The organism is Roseicyclus sp., assembly GCF_018402035.1.
Lineage (GTDB): Bacteria > Pseudomonadota > Alphaproteobacteria > Rhodobacterales > Rhodobacteraceae > Roseicyclus.
The window spans coordinates 32,978-52,519 of sequence record NZ_JAGYJN010000001.1; the positions used below are offsets into that span (position 1 = coordinate 32,978).

The 19,542-nt window shown below is 63.3% G+C and carries 19 protein-coding genes; 1 reads left to right on the forward strand and 18 read right to left on the reverse strand.

What is annotated here, in order from left to right:
* Positions 1-50: 50 nt before the first annotated feature.
* The 9 genes from KG698_RS00165 to KG698_RS00205 all read right to left on the reverse strand — a co-directional run bounded on the left by KG698_RS00165 (position 51) and on the right by KG698_RS00205 (position 9,630).
* On the reverse strand, positions 51-1,001 hold the full coding sequence (locus KG698_RS00165; protein ID WP_213683565.1) for an alpha/beta fold hydrolase: 951 nt from the start codon (positions 999-1,001) through the stop codon (positions 51-53).
* Complete coding sequence (locus KG698_RS00170) at positions 998-1,993, reverse strand: NAD(P)H-quinone oxidoreductase (protein ID WP_213684236.1); 996 nt, start codon at positions 1,991-1,993, stop codon at positions 998-1,000. The genes KG698_RS00165 and KG698_RS00170 overlap by 4 nt, the downstream gene beginning before the upstream one ends.
* Before the next feature lie 81 nt (positions 1,994-2,074).
* Positions 2,075-3,127: a TRAP transporter substrate-binding protein gene (locus KG698_RS00175; RefSeq protein ID WP_213683566.1), complete on the reverse strand. Its 1,053-nt coding sequence runs from the start codon at positions 3,125-3,127 to the stop codon at positions 2,075-2,077.
* Positions 3,128-3,165: 38 nt separating this feature from the next.
* Positions 3,166-4,470, reverse strand: coding sequence for a TRAP transporter large permease subunit (locus KG698_RS00180; RefSeq protein ID WP_213683567.1), 1,305 nt, complete (start codon positions 4,468-4,470; stop codon positions 3,166-3,168).
* Positions 4,467-5,003, reverse strand: a complete 537-nt coding sequence (locus KG698_RS00185) for a TRAP transporter small permease subunit (protein ID WP_213683568.1) — start codon at positions 5,001-5,003, stop codon at positions 4,467-4,469. The genes KG698_RS00180 and KG698_RS00185 overlap by 4 nt, the downstream gene beginning before the upstream one ends.
* Positions 5,000-6,040 carry a phosphotransferase family protein gene (locus KG698_RS00190; protein WP_213683569.1) on the reverse strand — a complete coding sequence of 347 codons (1,041 nt, stop codon included), beginning with the start codon at positions 6,038-6,040 and terminating at the stop codon, positions 5,000-5,002. Before KG698_RS00190 ends, KG698_RS00185 begins: the two co-directional genes overlap by 4 nt.
* Positions 6,037-7,620 (reverse strand): AMP-binding protein, encoded by a 1,584-nt coding sequence (locus tag KG698_RS00195; protein ID WP_213683570.1) that lies wholly within the window; start codon positions 7,618-7,620, stop codon positions 6,037-6,039. The genes KG698_RS00190 and KG698_RS00195 overlap by 4 nt, the downstream gene beginning before the upstream one ends.
* Before the next feature lie 23 nt (positions 7,621-7,643).
* Positions 7,644-8,852 (reverse strand): acyl-CoA dehydrogenase family protein, encoded by a 1,209-nt coding sequence (locus KG698_RS00200; RefSeq protein WP_213683571.1) that lies wholly within the window; start codon positions 8,850-8,852, stop codon positions 7,644-7,646.
* A gap of 10 nt (positions 8,853-8,862) precedes the next feature.
* Complete coding sequence (locus tag KG698_RS00205) at positions 8,863-9,630, reverse strand: SDR family oxidoreductase (RefSeq protein WP_213684237.1); 768 nt, start codon at positions 9,628-9,630, stop codon at positions 8,863-8,865.
* Between the two features lie 103 nt (positions 9,631-9,733).
* Here KG698_RS00205 and KG698_RS00210 point away from each other — a divergent pair, with 103 nt between their 5' ends.
* Positions 9,734-10,504, forward strand: coding sequence for a TetR/AcrR family transcriptional regulator (locus KG698_RS00210; protein ID WP_300982728.1), 771 nt, complete (start codon positions 9,734-9,736; stop codon positions 10,502-10,504).
* 5 nt (positions 10,505-10,509) lie between these two features.
* On the opposite strand, the gene KG698_RS00215 is transcribed toward KG698_RS00210, so the two are convergent.
* The 9 genes from KG698_RS00215 to KG698_RS00255 form a co-directional block, all read right to left on the reverse strand.
* A complete protein-coding gene (locus tag KG698_RS00215) occupies positions 10,510-11,247 on the reverse strand; it encodes an SDR family oxidoreductase (protein ID WP_300982729.1) in 738 nt (245 codons plus the stop codon).
* A complete protein-coding gene (locus KG698_RS00220; protein WP_213683572.1) occupies positions 11,231-12,166 on the reverse strand; it encodes a 3-keto-5-aminohexanoate cleavage protein in 936 nt (311 codons plus the stop codon). The genes KG698_RS00215 and KG698_RS00220 overlap by 17 nt, the downstream gene beginning before the upstream one ends.
* A 21-nt stretch (positions 12,167-12,187) precedes the next feature.
* Positions 12,188-13,135 (reverse strand): 3-hydroxyacyl-CoA dehydrogenase, encoded by a 948-nt coding sequence (locus tag KG698_RS00225; protein WP_213683573.1) that lies wholly within the window; start codon positions 13,133-13,135, stop codon positions 12,188-12,190.
* Positions 13,135-13,914 carry an SDR family oxidoreductase gene (locus tag KG698_RS00230; protein WP_213683574.1) on the reverse strand — a complete coding sequence of 260 codons (780 nt, stop codon included), beginning with the start codon at positions 13,912-13,914 and terminating at the stop codon, positions 13,135-13,137. The genes KG698_RS00225 and KG698_RS00230 overlap by 1 nt, the downstream gene beginning before the upstream one ends.
* 337 nt (positions 13,915-14,251) lie before the next feature.
* Complete coding sequence (locus tag KG698_RS00235) at positions 14,252-14,551, reverse strand: hypothetical protein (RefSeq protein ID WP_213683575.1); 300 nt, start codon at positions 14,549-14,551, stop codon at positions 14,252-14,254.
* A 232-nt stretch (positions 14,552-14,783) separates the two neighbouring features.
* Positions 14,784-15,659 carry a glycoside hydrolase family 26 protein gene (locus KG698_RS00240; RefSeq protein ID WP_300982852.1) on the reverse strand — a complete coding sequence of 292 codons (876 nt, stop codon included), beginning with the start codon at positions 15,657-15,659 and terminating at the stop codon, positions 14,784-14,786.
* Between the two features lie 70 nt (positions 15,660-15,729).
* Positions 15,730-17,556 (reverse strand): glycosyltransferase family 2 protein, encoded by a 1,827-nt coding sequence (locus tag KG698_RS00245; RefSeq protein WP_300982731.1) that lies wholly within the window; start codon positions 17,554-17,556, stop codon positions 15,730-15,732.
* Positions 17,540-18,538 (reverse strand): UDP-glucose 4-epimerase GalE, encoded by a 999-nt coding sequence (gene galE / locus KG698_RS00250; RefSeq protein WP_213683577.1) that lies wholly within the window; start codon positions 18,536-18,538, stop codon positions 17,540-17,542. Before galE ends, KG698_RS00245 begins: the two co-directional genes overlap by 17 nt.
* The gene (locus KG698_RS00255; protein ID WP_213684241.1) at positions 18,535-19,515 is read right to left on the reverse strand and encodes a UDP-glucuronic acid decarboxylase family protein; all 981 of its coding nucleotides are present in this window, start codon (positions 19,513-19,515) and stop codon (positions 18,535-18,537) included. Before KG698_RS00255 ends, galE begins: the two co-directional genes overlap by 4 nt.
* Positions 19,516-19,542: the final 27 nt, after the last annotated feature.

Consider the following 19,542-nt stretch of genomic DNA (forward strand, 5'->3'; position numbering starts at 1 on the left):
GTCGCGCCCCCGTTAGGCGATCTGCGCGCCCATGTCGAGGATTTGCTGCATCATTTGCCATGCGTCCTGTGCAAGAACGCATTGACCGCATCGAAGAGCGCGGGCGCGCGGGTCTCGGCATTGATGAAATGCGTGCCGCCCGCGATCTCGACGTAAGTGCGGTCAGCCGCCCCCAGCCTGTCGAACAGCGCCAAGCTGTCGCTGCGGGTCGCGGTCGGGTCTTGCGCGCCCCGGATCAATAGCGTGGGGCAGGTGATGGCGGCAGGGTCATGGATGGGCCGCCCGTTGAAGCATTCCCACAGATCGAGAAATGTGCCGTTCGGCACCCGGAAATGATCGCCCACGCCGCCATCATCGGCGATGGAGGAGGCGACCATCGCGCGCAGAACCGCCTCATCGCGCCAATCGGCACCTTGGGGCAGCTGCGCATCCCAGCGCGCCCTTGTGTCGGCCAGATCGACATGGCGATAAGGGCCGAAATCGCGGTGGCGGGTCCGATCCGTGGGATCGGCCATAACGGCGATCCAGTCGTCGTTCACCTCGGCATAGATGGGGGCGTAAAGCGCCAGCGCGCTGACCTTGCCTGCGCCGGGGCCAATGACATAGCGCGAGGTCGTCAGCGTCCCCCAAGACCAGCCGACCACCGCCACCTGTGCGCCCCCGTGGCGCGCGGCGATCCAATCGACCGCATCCCCGATATCGGCGATGGCTTCATCGCCTGTGGCGTAAGCCCGCCCCTCGGGAAAGGCGTCGGGCTTGGACAGCCCATAGCCGCGAATGTCGATGGCATAGGCGGAGAACCCTGCATCGGCGGCCACCTGCAACCAGTTTAGCCCGGGATAGGGGATATCGAACAGCCGCCCCGAGAAGGTCGCGCCATGCACGAACAAGACCGGCGGGCCGTGGTCGCCGCGCTGGCGCAACACCAGCTCAAGGCCCGGCGTCCCGCGTGAGGCGATACGATGCCGGGCCGAGATGTCATGGGCGCGCCAATCGCTCATGCACCGGCGACCTTTAGGATGATCTTGCCGATATTGGCGGCGCTCTCCATCCGTGCGTGGGCCTTTGCCGCATCGGCAAGGTCAAAGGTGCTGTCCATCACCGGCGCAATCGCGCCGTTTTCCAGATGCGGCCAGACCTCGGCCTCCAAAGCGCGCGCGATGGTGGCCTTGGCTTCATGGGATTGCGGCCGCAGTGTCGAGCCGGTGATCGTCAAGCGCCGTGTCATCACCTGCATCATGTCGAGCGTGACCTTGGAACCTTGCAGATAGGCGATCTGCACCAGCCGCCCATCCATCGCCAAAGCATCAAGGTTACGCGCGATATAGTCGCCGCCGACCATGTCGAGGATCAGATCGGCCCCGCCTTCGGCACGCATGGCGGCGACGAAATCTGTTTCGCGGTAGTCAAAGGCTTTCTCGGCCCCCAGCCTTTCGCAAGCCGCGCATTTCACGGGGTTGCCAGCCGTTGCAAAGACGCGCGCACCGCGCAGGCGGGCCAGTTGGATCGCGGTCGTCCCGATCCCCGAGGCACCGCCATGCACCAAGAAGCGCTCGCCCGCTTTCAGCCCGCCGCGCATGAAGACATTGGTCCAGACGGTGTAGAAGGTCTCGCACAGGCCCGCCGCTGCCTCCAGCGTCATGCCCTTTGGCACGGGCAGCGCGTGATCGGCGGCGGTGACGGCATATTCGGCATAGCCCCCACCCGGCAACAGCGCGCAGACCGCATCGCCGACTTTCCAGCGTGTGACATTGGCACCCACGGCTGCGACATGGCCCGATGCCTCAAGCCCGGGCAGGGGCGAGGCGTCTTTGGGCGGTGCGTAATTGCCCGCGCGCTGCAAGGCGTCGGGGCGGTTCACACCGGCATAGGCGATCTGGATCAGGATTTGATCATCCCCCGGTACCGGCACAGGTGCGGTCGCGGGGACCAGAACTTCGGGTCCACCAAATCGCGAGATCTCGACCACGGTCATTTTGCTGGGCAGGGTCATATCTTTCTCATCCATTCCGTCATTTCCTGAGGCAAGGGCCGGCGAACCGGCCCTTGCTGTGTTTGCTCTTACGCCCTGCGATCAGGCGCGGCCAGTGGTGCGCAGGAACTCGTGCAGCATCTCGCCCAATCGACCGCAATAGGTCGGGTCTTGTGCCGAGAAATCATCGACGACCGACAGCGATGCCGTACGCAATGCAGCCAGTGCATCATCATCGATGGTGACCAATTCGCCGCCACGTGCATTGACGAATTCTTGCTTGAAGGTCAGGTCGCGATAGAGGAAATGCGCCGCCGCCTCGGCCGAGGTTGCGCGCACGATCTCGGACACGGTGGCGCGGATATCCTCGCCCACCGCATTCCAAGCATCAAGCCCAACCATGACTTCGCCGTTCAGATGGCCAAGCAGATCGGGTTCCATGATGTATTTACACACTTCTTGGAAGTTCATGCCCCAAGCCGTCGAGGTCGAGCCCCAATGCGCGCCATCCACAACGCCGGACTGAAGCGCTTGGTAAAGTTCGCCGCCGGGGATGGCGACGGGCGATGCGCCCATCTTGGCCAGCACAAGACCAGCCGCACCCGTCGAGCGCACGGGCCAGCCCGCGAAATCGGCGGTGGTGCGCAGCGGGCGGTTGCCCCACAGCGTCAGACCCGAATAAGAGACGGGGCCAACCTGATAGACACCCTGCTCGGCATAGGCTTCGCGGATGATGTCGAGGCCGCCCATCTCGTAGTAGAAGATGTCTTGCTCTTCGTGGCGGTCCCAGACGCCGATATGGCCGTTCAGGTGACCAGCGGCAGGCACGCGCCCGATCCAGTAGGCGGGGTAGATGAAGGCGCTTTCCAACAGCCCGCGACGCACGGCGTTGAGCACCTCGCCCGTCGGCACAAGGCTTTCGGGGGCATGCGGCTCGACGGTCAATTCGCCGCCTGTGGCCGCTGTGATGCGGTTACAGAACTTTACGAAGACATCTTCGTAATACCAGTTGCCGGTGGGCCAATGCGTCTGCATCCGCCAAACCGTTTTGGTTTGCGCAATCGCCGCCGGTGCCGCGAGTGTTACCCCCGCCGCAGCGCCAGCCGACGCGGCGAAAAAGCCGCGGCGTGAAAGTGGTTGGATCTTCTTGGTCATGGTCTTCTCCTCCTCTGGTGGATAGTCCCCCCGGCGCCTCAACGCGCGGGGATGGCGGTGAAGCTGGTCACAAGCTCGGGGAACAGGAAAAGCGCAGCCCCCGTGGCCAGCATCAGGAAAAAGAACGGAAAGATCGCCTTGTAGATTTCAAGGATCGGCGTCTCCGGGCTGAGTGTCTTGAGATAGAATAGGTTGTAGCCAAAGGGCGGCGAGATATAGCCGATGCACAGGTTCAGCTGGAACAAGATGCAAAACCAGATCGGGTCGTAGCCCAGTGTCATGACGATCGGGAAAAAGATCGGCAGCACCAAAAGGATGATCCCGACCGGATCAAGGAACATCCCCAAGACCAGCGTGATCAGCTGCATCAGCAAGATCATCATCCAAGGTTCGATCTCGAGCCCAAGCAAAAAGCTTTGCATAAAGCGCGTGCCACCGCCGCCGCCATAGACCGCGACAAAGGCCGATGCGCCAAACACGATCCAGATCACCATCCCCGTCATCGCGGCGGTGTCGTGGCTGACCTTGCGCATATAGGCCAAAGTCAACTCGCCCCGGATCGCGACCGAGATCACGACGGCCAGCGCGCCCACGGCTGCGGCCTCGGTCGGTGTGGCGATGCCCGCGAAGATCGAGACCAGCACAGACAGAATGACCATCAGTGGCAAGATCACCGCACGCAGTGATTTCAGCCGCTCGCGCATCGGTGCGGTCTGGGCGGCGGGCGGGGCCAATTCGGGGCGCATGCGGCTTCGGATCGCGATATAGGCCATGAACATTGCCAAAAGCAGCAAGCCTGCGGCCAGACCGCCCATGAATAGCCGACCGACCGATTGGCCTGTCTGCATCCCGATCAAGATCAGCGTGATCGAGGGCGGGATCAAAATCCCCAAAGTTCCCGAGGCACCGATGGTGCCAAGCACGAACCGCCGATCATAGCCGCGCTGCGCCATGGCGGGCATGCCCACAAGGCCCGTGGTCACGGTCGAGGCCGCACAGCTTCCCGTCATCGCCGACAGCGTCGCGGCAAAGCCCGAGGTGCCGATCAGCAAGCCGCCGGGCATCCGCCCCGACCACAGATAAAAGGATTGATAAAGGTCTTCGGCGATCTTTGAGCGCGCAAGCGCCACACCGATGAAGACGAAAAGCGGGATGGCCGACAAAAGGATCGACCACATCGAGCCGAACATGGTCGACACGATGGTGAACATGCCATTTGGCCCGAACATCAACAGCCCGAACACCACCGCCGTACCGCCAAGCGCAAAGGACAACGACACGCCCAGCAAGATTGCCACCAATAGCATGCCGAACATGCCGATTGTCAAAAGCTCAGGGGTCATTGTGCAGCGCTCCCCAGGGTGGCGGCACGGCCCAGATCGGCCGCTGGATTGATGAACAGGATGAGCGAGCGGATCATCTCGATGACGCCTTGCAAGGTAATGAGTGCAACACCGACGAACATGGCCAGCTTGATTGGCCACATCGGATGGCGCAGCGCGCTTTCATCGACCTCGTTAAAGCGCCAGCTATCTTCAAAGAACCAGAACGCCTCCCAACTTAGCACCGCGCCCCAGATCACCAGAAAGGCGAAATTGACGAAGTCGAGTGCTGCGCGCCGCCGTGGCCCGCCGGTGTTGAGCAACAGATCGACGCGCACATGGTCGCCCCGGATCAGCGTGTAGGCACCCACCAGCACGAAATAGGCACCGAAGATGCGCTGGGTATAACCATGCGCCCAAAGCGTGGGCTGGCCAAAGATGTAGCGCGCGACCACCTCGTAGCAGAGCACGACGATGCCTGCCCAGATCAAAAGGCTGACGGCCTTTCCGACGCCGGTGTTCAGCGTATCGACCGCTTTGAAAAGCAGCTTCATCTTCCCCTCCCTGAAATGTCTTGTGCCGCGATGACCTCGCCTGCGCGTGCAGCGAAGCGCTGGGCCAGTGGCCCCAGCGTTGCGGCCTCCGCCGAGGCGGCTGAGCCTGCCCTTGCGCGGTCGGCAATGCCCACGAAGATCACCGCAAAGCGAAACAGCGCAAAGGCGATGTGAAAAGGCAAAAGCGGCCCAGTCGGTGCGGCATGGGCGAAATACTCTGCCACAAAGCCATCGCGCGTCGGAATGCCCGCCGCCTGCCAATCGCTGCCCAAAAGCCCCGCATATTCATCGGTGCTTGAGTGCCACGGGATCGCGCAAAACCCCAAATCGGCCAGCGGATGGCCAAGCGTCGACAATTCCCAATCCAAGACGCCGATCACGCGCGGCTCGGTCTTGTGCCACATCATGTTGCCGATGCGGAAATCGCCATGCGCGATGGACACCGCCCCATCCTCGGGCGGCATATGGGCGGGTAGCCATTCAACCAGATGATCAAGTGCGGCGATACGCGGACCGGGCGAGTCCACATATTGCTTGGTCCAGCGCGCGATCTGGCGGGCGAAATAGTTGCCGGGCTTGCCGAAATCGGACAGCCCCACAGCCTCGGGCCGCACCGCATGCAGTCGCGCCAGAACGCGGGCCATATCCAGATACATCGCGCGGCGATCGGCCGGCGTCACGCCGGGCAGAGCGGTGTCGGAAAACACCCGCCCCTCCAACCGCTCCATAACGTAGAAGGGTGTGCCAAGGATGGTTGCATCCTCTTCCAACCACAGCACCCGCGGGACGGGGACATCGGTGTCCCACAGCGCGCGCATGACGCGAAACTCGCGCTCCACGGCATGGGCGCCCGGCAGGATCGGGCCATCGGGTTTTTTGCGCAGCACCAAGCGCGCGCTCCCCCAATCGACGAACCATGTCGGGTTCGATTGCCCACCGCCGATCCGTGTCAGATGCGGTGCTGTTGGGCCGGGCAGCCGGGCCTTGAGCCAGCCGGTCAACGCGGCGACATCGATCTCGGGGTTGGGTTGCGTCATACGCCCCCCTCGGCTGCAAGGGTTTTGGCCGCAGTTTCACGCAGCATGAACTTCTGGATCTTGCCCGTCGCCGTGCGGGGCAGGGGGGCAAAGACAAAGCGCCGGGGGCGTTTGTATCCTGCAAGGTTTTCCTTGCAGAAATCGGCCAACGCGTCGGCGGTCAGTTCGACACCTTGGCGCGGCTCGACAAAGGCCCAAGGCGTTTCGCCCCATTTCGGATCGGGGGCAGCAACGACAGCGGCCAACAGCACATCGGGGTGGCGGTGCAGCACCGTTTCCACCTCAAGGCTCGAGACATTCTCGCCGCCGGTGATGATGATATCCTTGGCGCGGTCGCGGATCTGGATCTGACCGTCGGGATGGACCACGGCCAGATCGCCCGAGCGGAACATGCCGCCCGCAAAGGCCGCTTCGGTCGCCTCCGCGTTGCGGAAATAGCCCGCCATGATGGTGTTTCCGGCCAGAACGATCTCGCCCATCGTCCCGCCATCAGCAGGCACATCTTGGCCGTTCTCATCGACCACGCGCGCGCGCCCCGCCGTGGGGTGGCGACGCCCTTGGCGCGCCATCAGCGCCGCGCGCGTGTCGATATCGGCCGCAGGGTCGCTTGGGTCGTTGATCGTGGCGGGGCCATAGCTTTCGGTCAGCCCATACATATGGCTGAGGTCAAAGCCGAGCTTAGACAACCCCGACAAGAGCGCGGGCGTGGGCGCGGCCCCACCGGTCGTGACCTTGACCCGCACAGGCGGCGGTTCCTTGGCATGGTCAAGCAGCATGTAAAGCACCACGGGCGCGCAGCTGAGATGCGTGACCGCATGGCGGCTGATTTCCGACAAGATTAGCGCCGGATCGACCCGGTCAAGACAGACATGAAGCCCACCCGCCGCCGTGACGGCCCAAGCCTGACACCAGCCGTTGCAGTGAAACAGCGGCAAGGCCCACAGGTAGCGGCTGTCGGCGGTCAGGCCCAGCGCCAGCACATTGCCCATCGCATTCAGATATGCGCCGCGATGGGTATAGACGACGCCCTTGGGCTTGCCGGTCGTGCCGGAGGTATAGTTGAGCGTGATCGCCTGCGCCTCATCCGTGATGGCGGCGGTCAGGTCCAGATCGGGGATAGGCCCGGTGAACCAATCTATCCCGTCGCCCGCGCCGGGCGCGCTACACAGCACCATTTGGGGCAGGGGCGCATCAGCGGGATCGGGCAGATAGGCGGCCTCGGCCACCAACAGCTTGGCCCCCGCATGGTCGAGGATATAGCCCAGCTCACCGCTTGCCAGCCGGATGTTGAGCGTGTTCAGCACCGCCCCCAGCGCAGGTACCGCGAAATGGGCGGCCAGCATTTCAGGCCGGTTGCCCAACGCGACCGAGACGACATCGCCGGGGCCGATCCCTTGGGCGCGCAACGCCCCCGCCATGCGGGCAACGATTGCGCCGAATTCAGCGTAAGACCAAACATGTTCGCGCCACGCCACAGCCGGGCGTGCCCCGTGGCATTCCAGCGTCCGGTCGAGTAGGTCAAGCGGCGTCAGCGGCCGGAAATTCGCCGCGCGCGGTGCAAGATGCGGATCGCTGAACATGGCTACCTCCCCTTGCCCTGTTCTCAATCCGCCGCGACGGGCCAGCGCCAGAAATCATGGCGCTCGTCGGCGAGATGGCGGTTTAGCACCATCTGGTGGACCTCATCCGCGCCATCGACAAGGCGGGCTTGGCGGGCGTAGCGATAGATCCATTCCAGCACGGTATCTTGCGAATAGCCGCGCGCGCCGTTGATCTGGATCGCCACATCGGCGGCCTTGTGCAAAAGGTTGGCGACATGGATTTTCGCCATCGAGACCTCTTTCTTGGCAAAGCCGCCGCGATCCAGTTCCCACGCGGCTTTCATCACCAAAAGCCGCCCGATCTCGATCCCCATCGCCAGATCGCCCAGCTTGATCTGGATGCTTTCGCGGTCGGCCAGCCGCACGCCAAAGCCGTGGCGGTTCTCGGCATAGTCGCGCGCGATCTCGGTGCAGCGCTTGGCAAGCCCCAGCCAGCGCATGCAATGCGTCAGACGCGCAGGGCCAAGGCGGATTTGCGTGACCTTCAGCCCCAGACCCTCGCCCATCAGCACGCGGTCAGCGGGCAGTTCGAGGCCGTCGAACACCAATTCGCAATGCCCGCCATGCTCCTCCGGGCCCATGATCGGGATGCGGCGCTCGATATGCCAGCCGGGCTCGTCGCGGTCGAACAAGAACGCGGTCAACCCCCGGCGCGGATCGTCCGAGGTGCGCGCCATCAAGATGAAATGCTGCGCCTCTGCCGCCCCGGTGATGTACCATTTGCGGCCATGGATGACATAGCTGTCGCCCTTTTTTGTCGCCGTGGTCAGCATCATGCCGGGGTCTGACCCGCCGCCCGGATGCGGCTCGGTCATGGCGAAAGCCGAGCGCACATCGCCCGCCACGATGGGGGCGAGCCAACGGGCCTTTTGTGCCTCGGTCCCGATCTTTTCCAGCACCATCATATTGCCATCATCAGGTGCGGCCGAGTTGAAGACGACAGGCCCAAAGATCGAGCGGTTCATCTCCTCATAACAGACGGCCATGCCCATCTTGCCCAAGCCCTGACCGCCCGTCTCTGGGGCCAGTTGCAGGCACCACAGACCTTCGGCCTTGGCCTTTTGGCGCAGCGCGTCCAAGGGCGCGTGGGCGATATTGTCATGCGCGTCCCAATTGGCGCGATCCGCCTCCACAGGCATCACCGCGTCATCGACGAAACGCGCGATCCTTGCGCGGAAATCTTCGATGCGTGGGGAAATGGTGAAATCCATGGGGCGTCCTTTAGAGTGATGAAATCAAATGGCCGCCATCGACCACGATCTCGGTTCCGGTCATGAAACCGCTGAGGTCCGAGGCCAGCAGCAAAAACGCGCCATCCAGATCGGCGGGCTGGCCGATCCGGCGCTGTGGCACGCGGCGGATCAAGGTTTGGCCTGCCTCGGTCGAAAAGAAATCGCGGTTAATCTCGGTCTCGATATAGCCGGGGCAGAGCGCATTCACGCGGATGCCATGACGCGCCCATTCCAACGCCAAACTGCGGCTGAGTTGCACCAGCCCCGCCTTGGATGCGGCATAGGCCGCGACTTGGCCCGCGACGCGAAAGCCCAAGATCGAGGCGATGTTGATGATCGTGCCGGGGCGCCCGGCATCGGCCATAGCCTGCGCCGTTGCGCGTGCAACAAAAAAGGGGCCCTTAAGGTTGGTGTCGATCACCCGGTCAATGGTGGCATCATCATGCGCCAGTGCCGTGGCCGTGGCTGCCGTGCCTGCATTATTGACGACGATATCGAAAACTTGGCCCGACAGCTTGGCCGCCACATCCGCGCCGTCTGCCACATCCAGCGCCAGCGCATGGGCCACACCGCCCGCATCCGTGATCTCGGCACAAAGCGCTGCGACCTTATCACTGCGCCGCGCGGCCAGTGTGACCGTGACACCTTGGGCGGCCAAAAGTCGCGCGAAATGGGCCCCAAGCCCCGAGGATGCGCCGGTCACAAGCGCTGTTTTTCCGGACAATCCCGGCCATAGGGGTAGGGGTGAAGCGGTCACGTTCGTCAAGGCCTCCCATCCTTATCGAGCGAGCGTTCGGTAGATATTGGTAGACAGCGACCGCGATTATGGCAACAGATTCCTGAACCGCGGAGATGGAAAGATGACCAACCCGACCCAAAGGGCCGCACAACTGGCCAGCGCCCCGATCTGGCCGCCGATGACCGACCAGATGCCCACGGTCGCGCAACTGTGCCAATCCATCCTTGCCCGCCACCAAGATACGATCAGCGTGCGCAAGCCCAGTATCGCCCTGCCGCGCCTGCAAAGGATATTGGAGGCGGCGATTGATTTGTCCAACAAGGGCGGGTTTCAGGCCATGTCGCTGCGCGATCTCTCGCGTGAGACGGGAATGTCGGCAGGCGGGCTTTATGCCTATTTCGACAGCAAGACGACGCTGTTGAAAATGATCTTGGCCGAGGTGGCCGATCTGGTGCAGCGCATCCTGTCGAACCCGCCCGCGGATGTGACGCGTGACCCCGTCACCCATCTGCGCTGGTTGATCGACACCCATCTGCGCATGACGGAGGCGCTTTTGGCGTGGTTCACCTTTGCCTTTATGGAGGCAAAGAATTTCCCCCCCGCCGAGCGCCGCATGGCGGTGGATAGCGAGATGCTGACCGAAAGCTTTTTCTCGGCCGTGATCCTGCGCGGTATTGAAGGCGGTGCATTTCGCCCCGATACCTCGCCGCTTTTGCCCGCGCTGATCAAGCCGCTCTTGCAGGAGTGGTATGTCAAACGCGCCAAGTATCGCCGCCGGGGGATCACGCTCGATGCCTACAGCGCGGAGGTGCAGCAGGTTGTGCTGCGCGCCTGCCTGCCCGAGCGGGGTGGGGCAGCCCTTGCGCCGATGACACGCGCGCCGATTGGCTGAACCTTCTACCGCCCGCCCGAGATATCGACGATGGTGCCGGTGACATAGCTTGCGCGTGCCGACAAAAGCCACAGCACCGTATCGGCGACCTCATCCGCCGTGCCGATGCGTGCCAAAGGCACCTCGCCGCGTTTCTGGACCAGCCTGTCGCCTAAACCCGCTGCGGCGTGGATCTCTGTGTCGATCAAGCCCGGCGCCACGGCGTTCACCCGGATGCCCTTCGGCCCTAATTCGCGCGCCAAACCCTTTGTCATCGCGTTGATCGCCCCCTTGGAGGCTGCGTAATGCACCCATTCGCCGCCGCCGCCCAGTTCCGCCGCCCGGCTCGACATCAGCACCATCGCGCTGCCTGTGCCCATCCGCCGCGCGCCTTCTTGCACGGTCAGGAAGCTGCCGATCAGATTGGTGTCGATCACGCGGATCAGATCGGCGAGCGATAGATCGGTGATCTTGCTTGCAGGCCCGGTGATGCCCGCATTGGCGAAAAGCCCCGTCGCGGGGCCAAAGGCGGCTTGGCAAAGATCGAAGAGCCGGGCAGGGGTCGCGGGATCGGTGACATCGGCGCATAGCGCGCGAACCTGCCCACCGAGTTCCGCGCAAAGCGCATCGGCGGCGGCTGTGTTGCTGGCATAGGAAAACACCACCGGCCGGCCCAAAGCGACAAGCGCGCGCACGGTTGCCGCCCCGATCCCCCGGCTGCCACCCGTGACGATGACCGGCCCAAGATCAGAAGGCGACACCATCCGCCCCCTTCAGATCAAGCATCTGGCGCGCCTCATCCGGGCTTGCGACCTCAAGGCTGAGCCCGGCAAGGATCTCGCGCACCTTGCGGACTTGGTCGGCATTGCTTTCGGCCAATTGCCCCGGCCCGATCCAAAGCGAATCCTCAAGCCCGACGCGCACATTGCCCCCTTGGGCTGCGGCCTGTGCGGCAACCGGCATTTGGTTGCGCCCAGCACCCAAGACCGACCAGACGTAGGCATCGCCAAATAGCCTGTCGGCGGTGCGCTTCATATGCGCCACATCTTCGGGATGTGCACCGATCCCGCCCAACAGGCCAAAGACCGTCTGCACCAAGAATGGCGCCTTGACGAGCCCACGATCCACGAAATGCGCAAGGTTATAGAGATGGCTCGTGTCGTAGCATTCGAACTCGAACCTTGTGTGGTTGGCGTTCCCGATGCGCAGAATATGCTCGATATCGGCAAAGGTGTTTTTGAAGACCAGATCGCGGCTGTTTTCCAGATGCGCGCGTTCCCAGTCGTGGCGAAACTCCTTGAAGCGGTCGAGCATCGGGTAAAGACCGAAATTCATCGACCCCATGTTGAGCGAGGCGACTTCGGGCTTGAGTTCCGCCGCAGGCCGCATGCGCTCGGCCACGGTCATATGCGGTGAGCCGCCGGTGGTCAGGTTCAACACCGCGCCGGTCGCTTGCTTGAGTTGCGGCAGAAAGGCGCGAAAGGCGTCGGGGTCTTGCGTGGGCCGCCCGGTTTCGGGGTCGCGCGCATGCAGATGCAGGATGGTGGCGCCCGCCTCGGCGGCCTTCAGCCCATCGGCGATGATCTCTTGCGGTGTCACCGGCAGATGCGGTGACATTGAGGGCGTGTGGATCGCGCCTGTCACGGCGCAAGAGATGATGACTTTGCGGGTCTTTGCGGCCATGTCTTGGTCCCTTTCGGCGGGTCAATCTTGCGGTGTTTCGCGGCGGAAATGCGCCATGAGCGCCATCAGGCGGCGGTCGCGACGGGTCTGCGCCTTGGGCAGATCGGCCAGCGGCAGGGCGGCACGGCGCGCGGCCTCGACCCGATCCAGCGTCTCACCCTCCCAATCGGGCAGGGTGGTCTGGCCCGCACCGATGATGCGATACATCGGCCCATAGCGCGCCACGTAATCGCGCACACCGCCCGGCGCGTTCAGATCGATCGCCTCGAACGGGCCGCAGAGCGACCAGCGCGGGGCGAGGCCGTCGCGGATGCCGGTATCGATATCCTCAGGGGTCGCGATCCCATCGGCCACAAGGCGCATCGCCTCTTGCAAGAGCGCGCCTTGCAAGCGGTTCATGATAAAGCCGTCGATTTCGCGCGCCATGCGGATGGGTTTTTGCCCGATCCCCGCCATGGTGGCGGCGCAGCGGTCCATCGCTTGCGCATCGGTCCATGGAGCAGGCACGATTTCCACCGCGGGGATCAGGCTGGGCGGGTTGATCGGATGGGCAACCAAACAGCGCGCGCGGCCTGTCAGCGTTTCGGTAAAGCTGGAGGGCAAAAGCGCCGAAGTAGAGCTTGCCAAGATCGCATCAGGCAAGGAGGCCGCATCAAGCGCGGCAAAGACCGCGCGCTTGACATCGACATTTTCTGACACGTTTTCTTGAATATGCAGCGCGTCCTTCACGCAAGACTTTAAGTCCGGGGTAAGCGTCACCCGCCCCGCCACCTGTGCGGGTGTTTGCCCGTCCAAAAGCCCCGCAGCCTGCATATCGGTGGCGATCTCGCTCACGCGGGCAAGGGCTGCTTGCGCGGCGCGCGCATCTTGATCCCAGAGCGTCACGCGATGGCCCGCGCGGGCAAAACCAAAGGCCCAAGCCGATCCGATCAGCCCCGCGCCGATCACCGCGATGGGGGTATTCTCCATCACAATGCCTCCACACCGGCGCAGACGCTCAGCGCCTGACCCGTGATATTTGCCCCGCCGGGCGACGAAAGAAACAAGCACATCGCTGCGATATCTTCGGGCGCGACCATCCGGCGAAGGGCGACTTTCTCAAGGTTCTGCTTTTCGGTCTCAGCATAGCTTTGGCCAATCTGCTGGGCGCGCGCGGCGATCACGCGCTCGATCCGGGGGCCTTTGACGATGCCGGGCAAGATCGCGTTGGCGCGGACGCCCTGCGGCCCAAGCTCGACCGCAAGGCTTTTGATCAGGCCAACGACACCCCATTTCGAGGCTGCATAGGGGCTGCGCAGGGCAAAACCCAAGCGCCCCGCGACCGAGGAGAGGGCGATAAAGCTGCCCCGGCTTGCGATCAGATCGGGGGCAGCGTAGCGCGCGGCGAGATAGACGCCACGCAAATTCACCTCGAGCGTGCGGTCCCAAGCGGCCTCGTCCACATCATTGATGCTGGCCGTCGGACCAGCGATCCCGGCATTGGCGATCACCACATCGCACCCGCCCATATCGGCGCGCGCGGCATCGAAAAAGGCGCGCGATTGCTCGGGGTCGGCGGCATCGCATAGCATGGCCGCAAACCCCGCCGCGCGTGCCGCATCAACAGCGGCCGGGTCGATATCACAAAGATGGACATGCGCGCCTGCCTGATGGAAGCCGGTGGCGATGACCTTTCCGATCCCTGCGGCACCTGCGGTAATCACTACGCGGAGCCCTTTGGGCGGTGTCAGCGATTGCAAGATGGTCATAAGCCGGCCTCATATCTTGGGTGTGTGGTTGCGGTCTGCCCCGCGCGCGCGATCAGGGCCGCGCGGATATCCGGTGCGGCATTGGCGATGATTGCATCGTCCGCCACGACCGCATCACGCATCGCGTTGGACAAGCCCCATGGTCAGGATGATCAGACATCTGCGATCAGACCGGCTAGCAGCCGGTCATCGATCTGCTGTTGCAGGCTGTCGCGCTGAAGCGGCGGCCTCTGCGCCATCTCGGCCATGACGAGGTTGTCGTGCATATCCCCCTCGGAGCGTCACCTTTGATCTGCGCTCGCAGTAAGGGTCAGCCTATAACCTCTGTCAACGCCGATTACCGCGCGACGCAGTGCGACATCTGACCAGAACCGGCGGCGCTGCAGATATAGCTGCCCTGGCCGGGTGCGGCGGTTGCGCGGTGCGCGGGTTGGCTGCTGGCGGCGGGCGTCGCGCGTTTTGCTCGCCAATCAAACCGCATGGGGGCCGTTGTCGGCACCTGCGGCACGGCTGGTGCAGCGCGCGCTGCTTGTTGTGTGACGATCTGGGGTGAATGGGCCGCCAAGGGAGGTGTCACAATGGCCAAGGCCAAGCTGAAACTGGCGGCACCGATGGCGCTGCGCATAAGTTTTATCATGATGATCGACCCCTTTCCCCAATCTCGCGCCATGGTCACGGCGCGGGGGGGCAAGGCCCGCTGCGCGACCAGCGCAGGGCAAAATTGGGTATTGCATTGACGCGGGTCAATACAGGGGTCGTTGGGGTTATGTGGCGACTGTGGACAGGCTAAGCACAACACGCACAATCGCAGCCCAGATCAAGACCTTAGATTGAACGCACCTATCGGCAGGAAGCCGCCAATGGCGATGTCAGCTTGCGATTGTCACCACCCGGTCACCAATCCGCCAATCGGGGCGACCGAACCCTTGTGGCCAGTCATAGACCTCGGGGTAGTTGAAATAGACCACGCCGACCAAGGCCGGGAACTGTGCCGCAAGGCTGCGCACCTGATTGTCCCAATCCGCGACATAGGCCGCATCACCGCTATAGCCCAGTTCCGCCACCACGATGGGCTTGCCAAAGCCGACCGCGCCGTCATAGCGGGGGGCGAAAACCTCGGCAAAGCTGCGGTCACGGTTATAGTAGGCGCGGTCCCATGCCTGAAGGCCAAAGACGCTTAGCCCCGTCAGATCGACATAGTCATCGCCGGGGTAATAGGCGGTCATCCCTTCATGACCCAAGGGCGACCACATCAGGTTGATCCCAGGCACCGTGTCGCGTGCGATACCCATCATCCGGCGATAAGCGGCGATAAAGTCTTGGGGTTGCCAGCCGGCCCAGATGAACTGACCATCATTATCATCCATCTCTTGGCCCCAGCGCAGGGTCACGGGGCTTTCCAATGCGGCCAGCACCTCGCAGACAGAGCGCATCGTGGCATCATAATCGCCCGCCGCGATCCCAGCGCGCAACGCGCCCGGGGTGTTGCGCTCGCTGCGCGACCATGTCCAAGGCTCAAGCGTCACCAAAAGCGCGCGGTCACGTGCCAGCGCATAGCGGTCAGCATCGAAAAGCGAATTTATGGCCACATCCTCCCACGGCAAAAAGATGTGTTCGATGTTGAAATCCGTCTCATTGGCGAAATCGCCTGCCGGATCATAGGCCCCAAAGGGGATCAGCCCCGGCGGCACCGAACCGGGCGAGGGGCGCAGCGCCACGGCCATGCCAGCACCGGCGGCCAACATGCCCATCACGACCGTGCGGCGTTGGAGAGAGAACGGCATCATGCGAGGGGGAAGCATTTCGTAACTCCTTTTATGGTAAAAGTGGTTTGTTCCACAGATCCGGTGCAACAAAACGAATGCGCGCGGCGCCCACTGCGCTCCCGCTGGCCGCACCCGAGACGATGAACTCGGCCCGCGTCAGCGCATTCAGATCGGTGCCAAGTGTCAGCGCATGCACAGACTGTGGTCCGCGGAGCACGACGGCGAAGATCAGCAGAACAGCACCCAGCCCCGCGGTGCCCAGATGCGGCCGCATCTCGCGCCACCAAGGCTGTTTTGCGCGGGCTTGCCCGTTTTCGCGGATATGGCCTATCACGGCGATCCACAGGATGGCGGCATAGAAAAACCCGTTTAGCGCTGATAACAGGTAGAACCCCGCCGCTTGGCTGACCTGTCCAAAGATCAGCACCGGCGACACGGCCCCCAGTAACAGCACGGCATAGACCGCGATCACCTTGTAGGGCAGGGGTGCCGCCGCTGCCTCACCCTTGGGTGTGATACGAAAATCGACGAAACGCCCGGTGATCCGGTCGCGGACAGCCATCAGGCATCCCCATGCGACCCAAGGCCATTGCACCAGCAAGAACAGCGCCTTTTCCCATGCGATCACGCGCGCATCATGGGGCCGGAAAAACCCATCGCGCCGCATGGCCCATGCGAAAGCCGTGATCGCGCCCACCGTCGGCAGGGCATGGCCCAAGAATTGTGCATAGGTGACATCGGCATAGGGCTGATCGAACCACAGCGCCGCGATGGGCAGCACGTAGATCAGCGCCGCACTCAGCGCCATCATCGGGTAAAGCCCTTGGCAAAACAGGAATTGAAACCGTAGCCGCCACGGCAAGGCACGCAGGTAGCGCGGCGTATGGGTCAAGAGCAGCGCCACAAGGCTACGTGACCATTGGAATTCCTGCGTCACCATATCGGTCAGCGTGCGCGGCCCGTCGCCGATGGCGATCGCCTCCATCGCATGCACGCCGCGCCAGCCGCCCGCGTTCAAGATCATCGAGGTGGAATGATCCTCGGCCAGTTCCGGGCCAAGCCCGCCGACCGCCTTTAGCGCTTTGGTGCGCACTGCGTAATGCGAGCCGATGCACATGGGCGCAAGCTGGCCGGTATAGCCAAGCTGAAACACACCATGAAACGCCGCCTCTGATTGCAGGCGCGCGCGCGCGGCCCAGCTCTTGTCGGCATTGGCCGCACAGATCGAGGGCGCGCTGACATAGCCAACGGCTGGGTCGGCAAAGGGGCGGACCATCTCGCGCAGATAGCCCGGTTGCGGCACATGATCGGCGTCGAGCTGCGCCACAACGTCGTAATCGCGATAGCCCCAGTGGTCGTAGAAATAGGCAAGGTTGCCTTCCTTGCAACGGGTCCGGCGCGGCCAGGCGGCATTGTGGTAGCGCGCATCATCCTTGCGGGTTGAGATCTTGACCCCATGGCGCGCGCACCAAGCGCGTGTCAGATCGTCGGGGTCTTCATCGGCCAGCCATGTGTCATGCGGGTAATCTTGCGCCAGCATGGCGTTCAAAGTGGGGATGAGTACCGACAAGGGTTCCGACGGTGTCTTGGTCACCACCATGGCCACCCGGAAAGCGCATGGTTTGGGGTCGGGGGCGGCGCTGCGCTTGGCCCCCAAGAACACCGCGACAAAGTAAAGCTGCAAGCCATAGATCCAGCCCAAAGCCAGCGTCGACAGCGCATAGCCTGTGGGGCTGGCTACATGGGTTGGATCAAGCCACCATAGCCAGAACCACGCCACACATGCCCCCCACAGCCCTGTAAGGCCCAAGTAACGCGCCCGCATCCCCCCGCTCAGCACCGGGGCAAGCATCGTAGGGTCAAGCCGTCGCTGCATGGCGCACCTCATGGCCGAACCAAGGGGCGGCATGGGCGATGATCGTGTCGATCTCGCTTTGCCGCGTGACAAAGCCCAATCGCGCCGCCGCAAGCCTTGGGTCGGCAACAAGGGCCGCCGGATCGCCCGCCCGGCGCGGCGCGGTCACATAGGGGACCGCGCGCCCGGTCACGCGCTGGACCGCGCTCATCACCTCAAGCACCGAAGTTCCGCGCCCGCTGCCCAGATTGAGGGTCAAGGGCGCCCCCGCGTGCAACACATGGCGCAAGGCCATGACATGGGCGCGGGCCAGATCATCGACATGGATGTAGTCGCGGATGCAGCTCCCATCAGGCGTGTCGTAATCCGTGCCAAAGATCGACAACGGCGCGCCGTGTCCCGCCGCCGCCATCAAGGCCAGCGGGATAAGATGTGTCTCGGGGCTATGGACCTCGCCCAGATCGCCATCGGGGTCGGCACCGGCGGCGTTGAAGTAGCGCAAGATCGCGCGGCGCAGCCCATAGGCTGTGGCTTGTTCGATCAGCATCCGCTCGCCGACCAGCTTGGTGAAGCCGTAAGGGTTGATCGGGGCTTGCGGCGCATCCTCGCGGATCGGCGCGGCGCTGGCCGTGCCATAGGTGGCGCAGCTTGAAGAAAACACCACCGCCTTGATGCTATTTTTGCGGCACGCATCAAGCAAAGCGATCATGCCGCCGATATTATTGTCGTGATAGCTGCCCGGGTCGGTGACGGATTGCCCGACATAGGCCGAGGCCGCGAAGTGCATCACCGCCGCGATCTCATGTTGCGCCATCGCCGCGCCAAGTGCTGCACGGTCGCGCAGATCGGCAAAAATCGCCGGACCCCAGCGCACATGCGCCGCGTGCCCGGTTGAAAGGTTGTCATAAACCACGGGGCGAAACCCCGCCGCGGCCAGTGCCTTGCAGCAATGCGCGCCGATGAACCCGGCCCCACCTGTGACAAGGATCGCAGGCCCACTCATGACAGGGCCGTTGCGCGCTGTTGCTCAGGGGCTTGCGCGAAATGCGCGATCATCCGGTCGAGCCCGTCATGCAAGCTGACCGTCGGCTGCCAGCCCAAAAGCGTATGGGCCAAGGTGATGTCGGGGCGGCGCTGCTTGGGGTCATCTTGCAGCGCATCAAGGAACCGCAACCGCGAGGGCGAGCCCGTCTTGTCCAGCACCATCTCGGCCAGTTCCAGCACGGTGAATTCGCGCGGATTGCCGAGATTGACCGGACCATTGATCCCGTCATCGCTGTTCATCAGCCGGATCAGCCCATCGATCAGATCATCGACATAGCAAAATGACCGCGTCTGCCGCCCTGTGCCATAGACGGTGATATCGTCCCCCGCGAGCGCTTGGACCACGAAATTCGACACCACGCGCCCGTCTTGCGCATCCATGCGTGGCCCATAGGTGTTGAAAATCCGCGCGATCCGCGTCTCTAGCCCATGCGCCCTTGCGTATTCATAAAACAGCGTTTCTGCGCCGCGCTTGCCCTCGTCATAGCAGGCGCGTGGCCCATAGGTGTTGACCGCGCCGAAATAGCTTTCGGGTTGCGGCGACATCTCGGGGTCGCCGTAAACCTCTGAGGTGGAGGCTTGCAAAATCCGCGCTGTTTTCCGCTTGGCCAATTCCAGCATGTTATGCGCCCCGTCGATCGAGGTGCGGAACGTATGAACAGGATCAATCTGGTACTTCGGCGGCGAGGCAGGGCAGGCGAGATTATAGATCGCGCTCACATCTTCGCTGATCTCGATGGGCATGATGATGTCATGTTCGATCAAGCTAAAGCGCCCCGTGGCGTGCAGATGCGCGACATTTGCTCGGTTGCCTGTCGAGAGATTGTCGATGGCGATCACGCGCGCGCCACCTGCGATCAGCCGGGTGCACAGATGCGAACCGAGAAATCCCGCCCCCCCCGTCACGATTGTGACGGCATCGGGCGCGCGCGCCATGAAGGCCGGTAGGTTCATGGGTGCGGC

Excerpts from the sequence above, each read along its gene's own strand:
- KG698_RS00165 (WP_213683565.1), bottom strand. The coding sequence starts at position 1,001 with ATGAGCGATTGGCGCGCCCATGACATCTCGGCCCGGCATCGTATCGCC.
- KG698_RS00170 (WP_213684236.1), bottom strand. The coding sequence starts at position 1,993 with ATGACCCTGCCCAGCAAAATGACCGTGGTCGAGATCTCGCGATTTGGT.
- KG698_RS00175 (WP_213683566.1), bottom strand. The coding sequence starts at position 3,127 with ATGACCAAGAAGATCCAACCACTTTCACGCCGCGGCTTTTTCGCCGCG.
- KG698_RS00180 (WP_213683567.1), bottom strand. The coding sequence starts at position 4,470 with ATGACCCCTGAGCTTTTGACAATCGGCATGTTCGGCATGCTATTGGTG.
- KG698_RS00185 (WP_213683568.1), bottom strand. The coding sequence starts at position 5,003 with ATGAAGCTGCTTTTCAAAGCGGTCGATACGCTGAACACCGGCGTCGGA.
- KG698_RS00190 (WP_213683569.1), bottom strand. The coding sequence starts at position 6,040 with ATGACGCAACCCAACCCCGAGATCGATGTCGCCGCGTTGACCGGCTGG.
- KG698_RS00195 (WP_213683570.1), bottom strand. The coding sequence starts at position 7,620 with ATGTTCAGCGATCCGCATCTTGCACCGCGCGCGGCGAATTTCCGGCCG.
- KG698_RS00200 (WP_213683571.1), bottom strand. The coding sequence starts at position 8,852 with ATGGATTTCACCATTTCCCCACGCATCGAAGATTTCCGCGCAAGGATC.
- KG698_RS00210 (WP_300982728.1), top strand. The coding sequence starts at position 9,734 with ATGACCAACCCGACCCAAAGGGCCGCACAACTGGCCAGCGCCCCGATC.
- KG698_RS00215 (WP_300982729.1), bottom strand. The coding sequence starts at position 11,247 with ATGGTGTCGCCTTCTGATCTTGGGCCGGTCATCGTCACGGGTGGCAGC.
- KG698_RS00220 (WP_213683572.1), bottom strand. The coding sequence starts at position 12,166 with ATGGCCGCAAAGACCCGCAAAGTCATCATCTCTTGCGCCGTGACAGGC.
- KG698_RS00225 (WP_213683573.1), bottom strand. The coding sequence starts at position 13,135 with ATGGAGAATACCCCCATCGCGGTGATCGGCGCGGGGCTGATCGGATCG.
- KG698_RS00230 (WP_213683574.1), bottom strand. The coding sequence starts at position 13,914 with ATGACCATCTTGCAATCGCTGACACCGCCCAAAGGGCTCCGCGTAGTG.
- KG698_RS00235 (WP_213683575.1), bottom strand. The coding sequence starts at position 14,551 with ATGATAAAACTTATGCGCAGCGCCATCGGTGCCGCCAGTTTCAGCTTG.
- KG698_RS00240 (WP_300982852.1), bottom strand. The coding sequence starts at position 15,659 with ATGTTGGCCGCCGGTGCTGGCATGGCCGTGGCGCTGCGCCCCTCGCCC.
- KG698_RS00245 (WP_300982731.1), bottom strand. The coding sequence starts at position 17,556 with ATGCAGCGACGGCTTGACCCTACGATGCTTGCCCCGGTGCTGAGCGGG.
- galE (WP_213683577.1), bottom strand. The coding sequence starts at position 18,538 with ATGAGTGGGCCTGCGATCCTTGTCACAGGTGGGGCCGGGTTCATCGGC.
- KG698_RS00255 (WP_213684241.1), bottom strand. The coding sequence starts at position 19,515 with ATGGCGCGCGCGCCCGATGCCGTCACAATCGTGACGGGGGGGGCGGGA.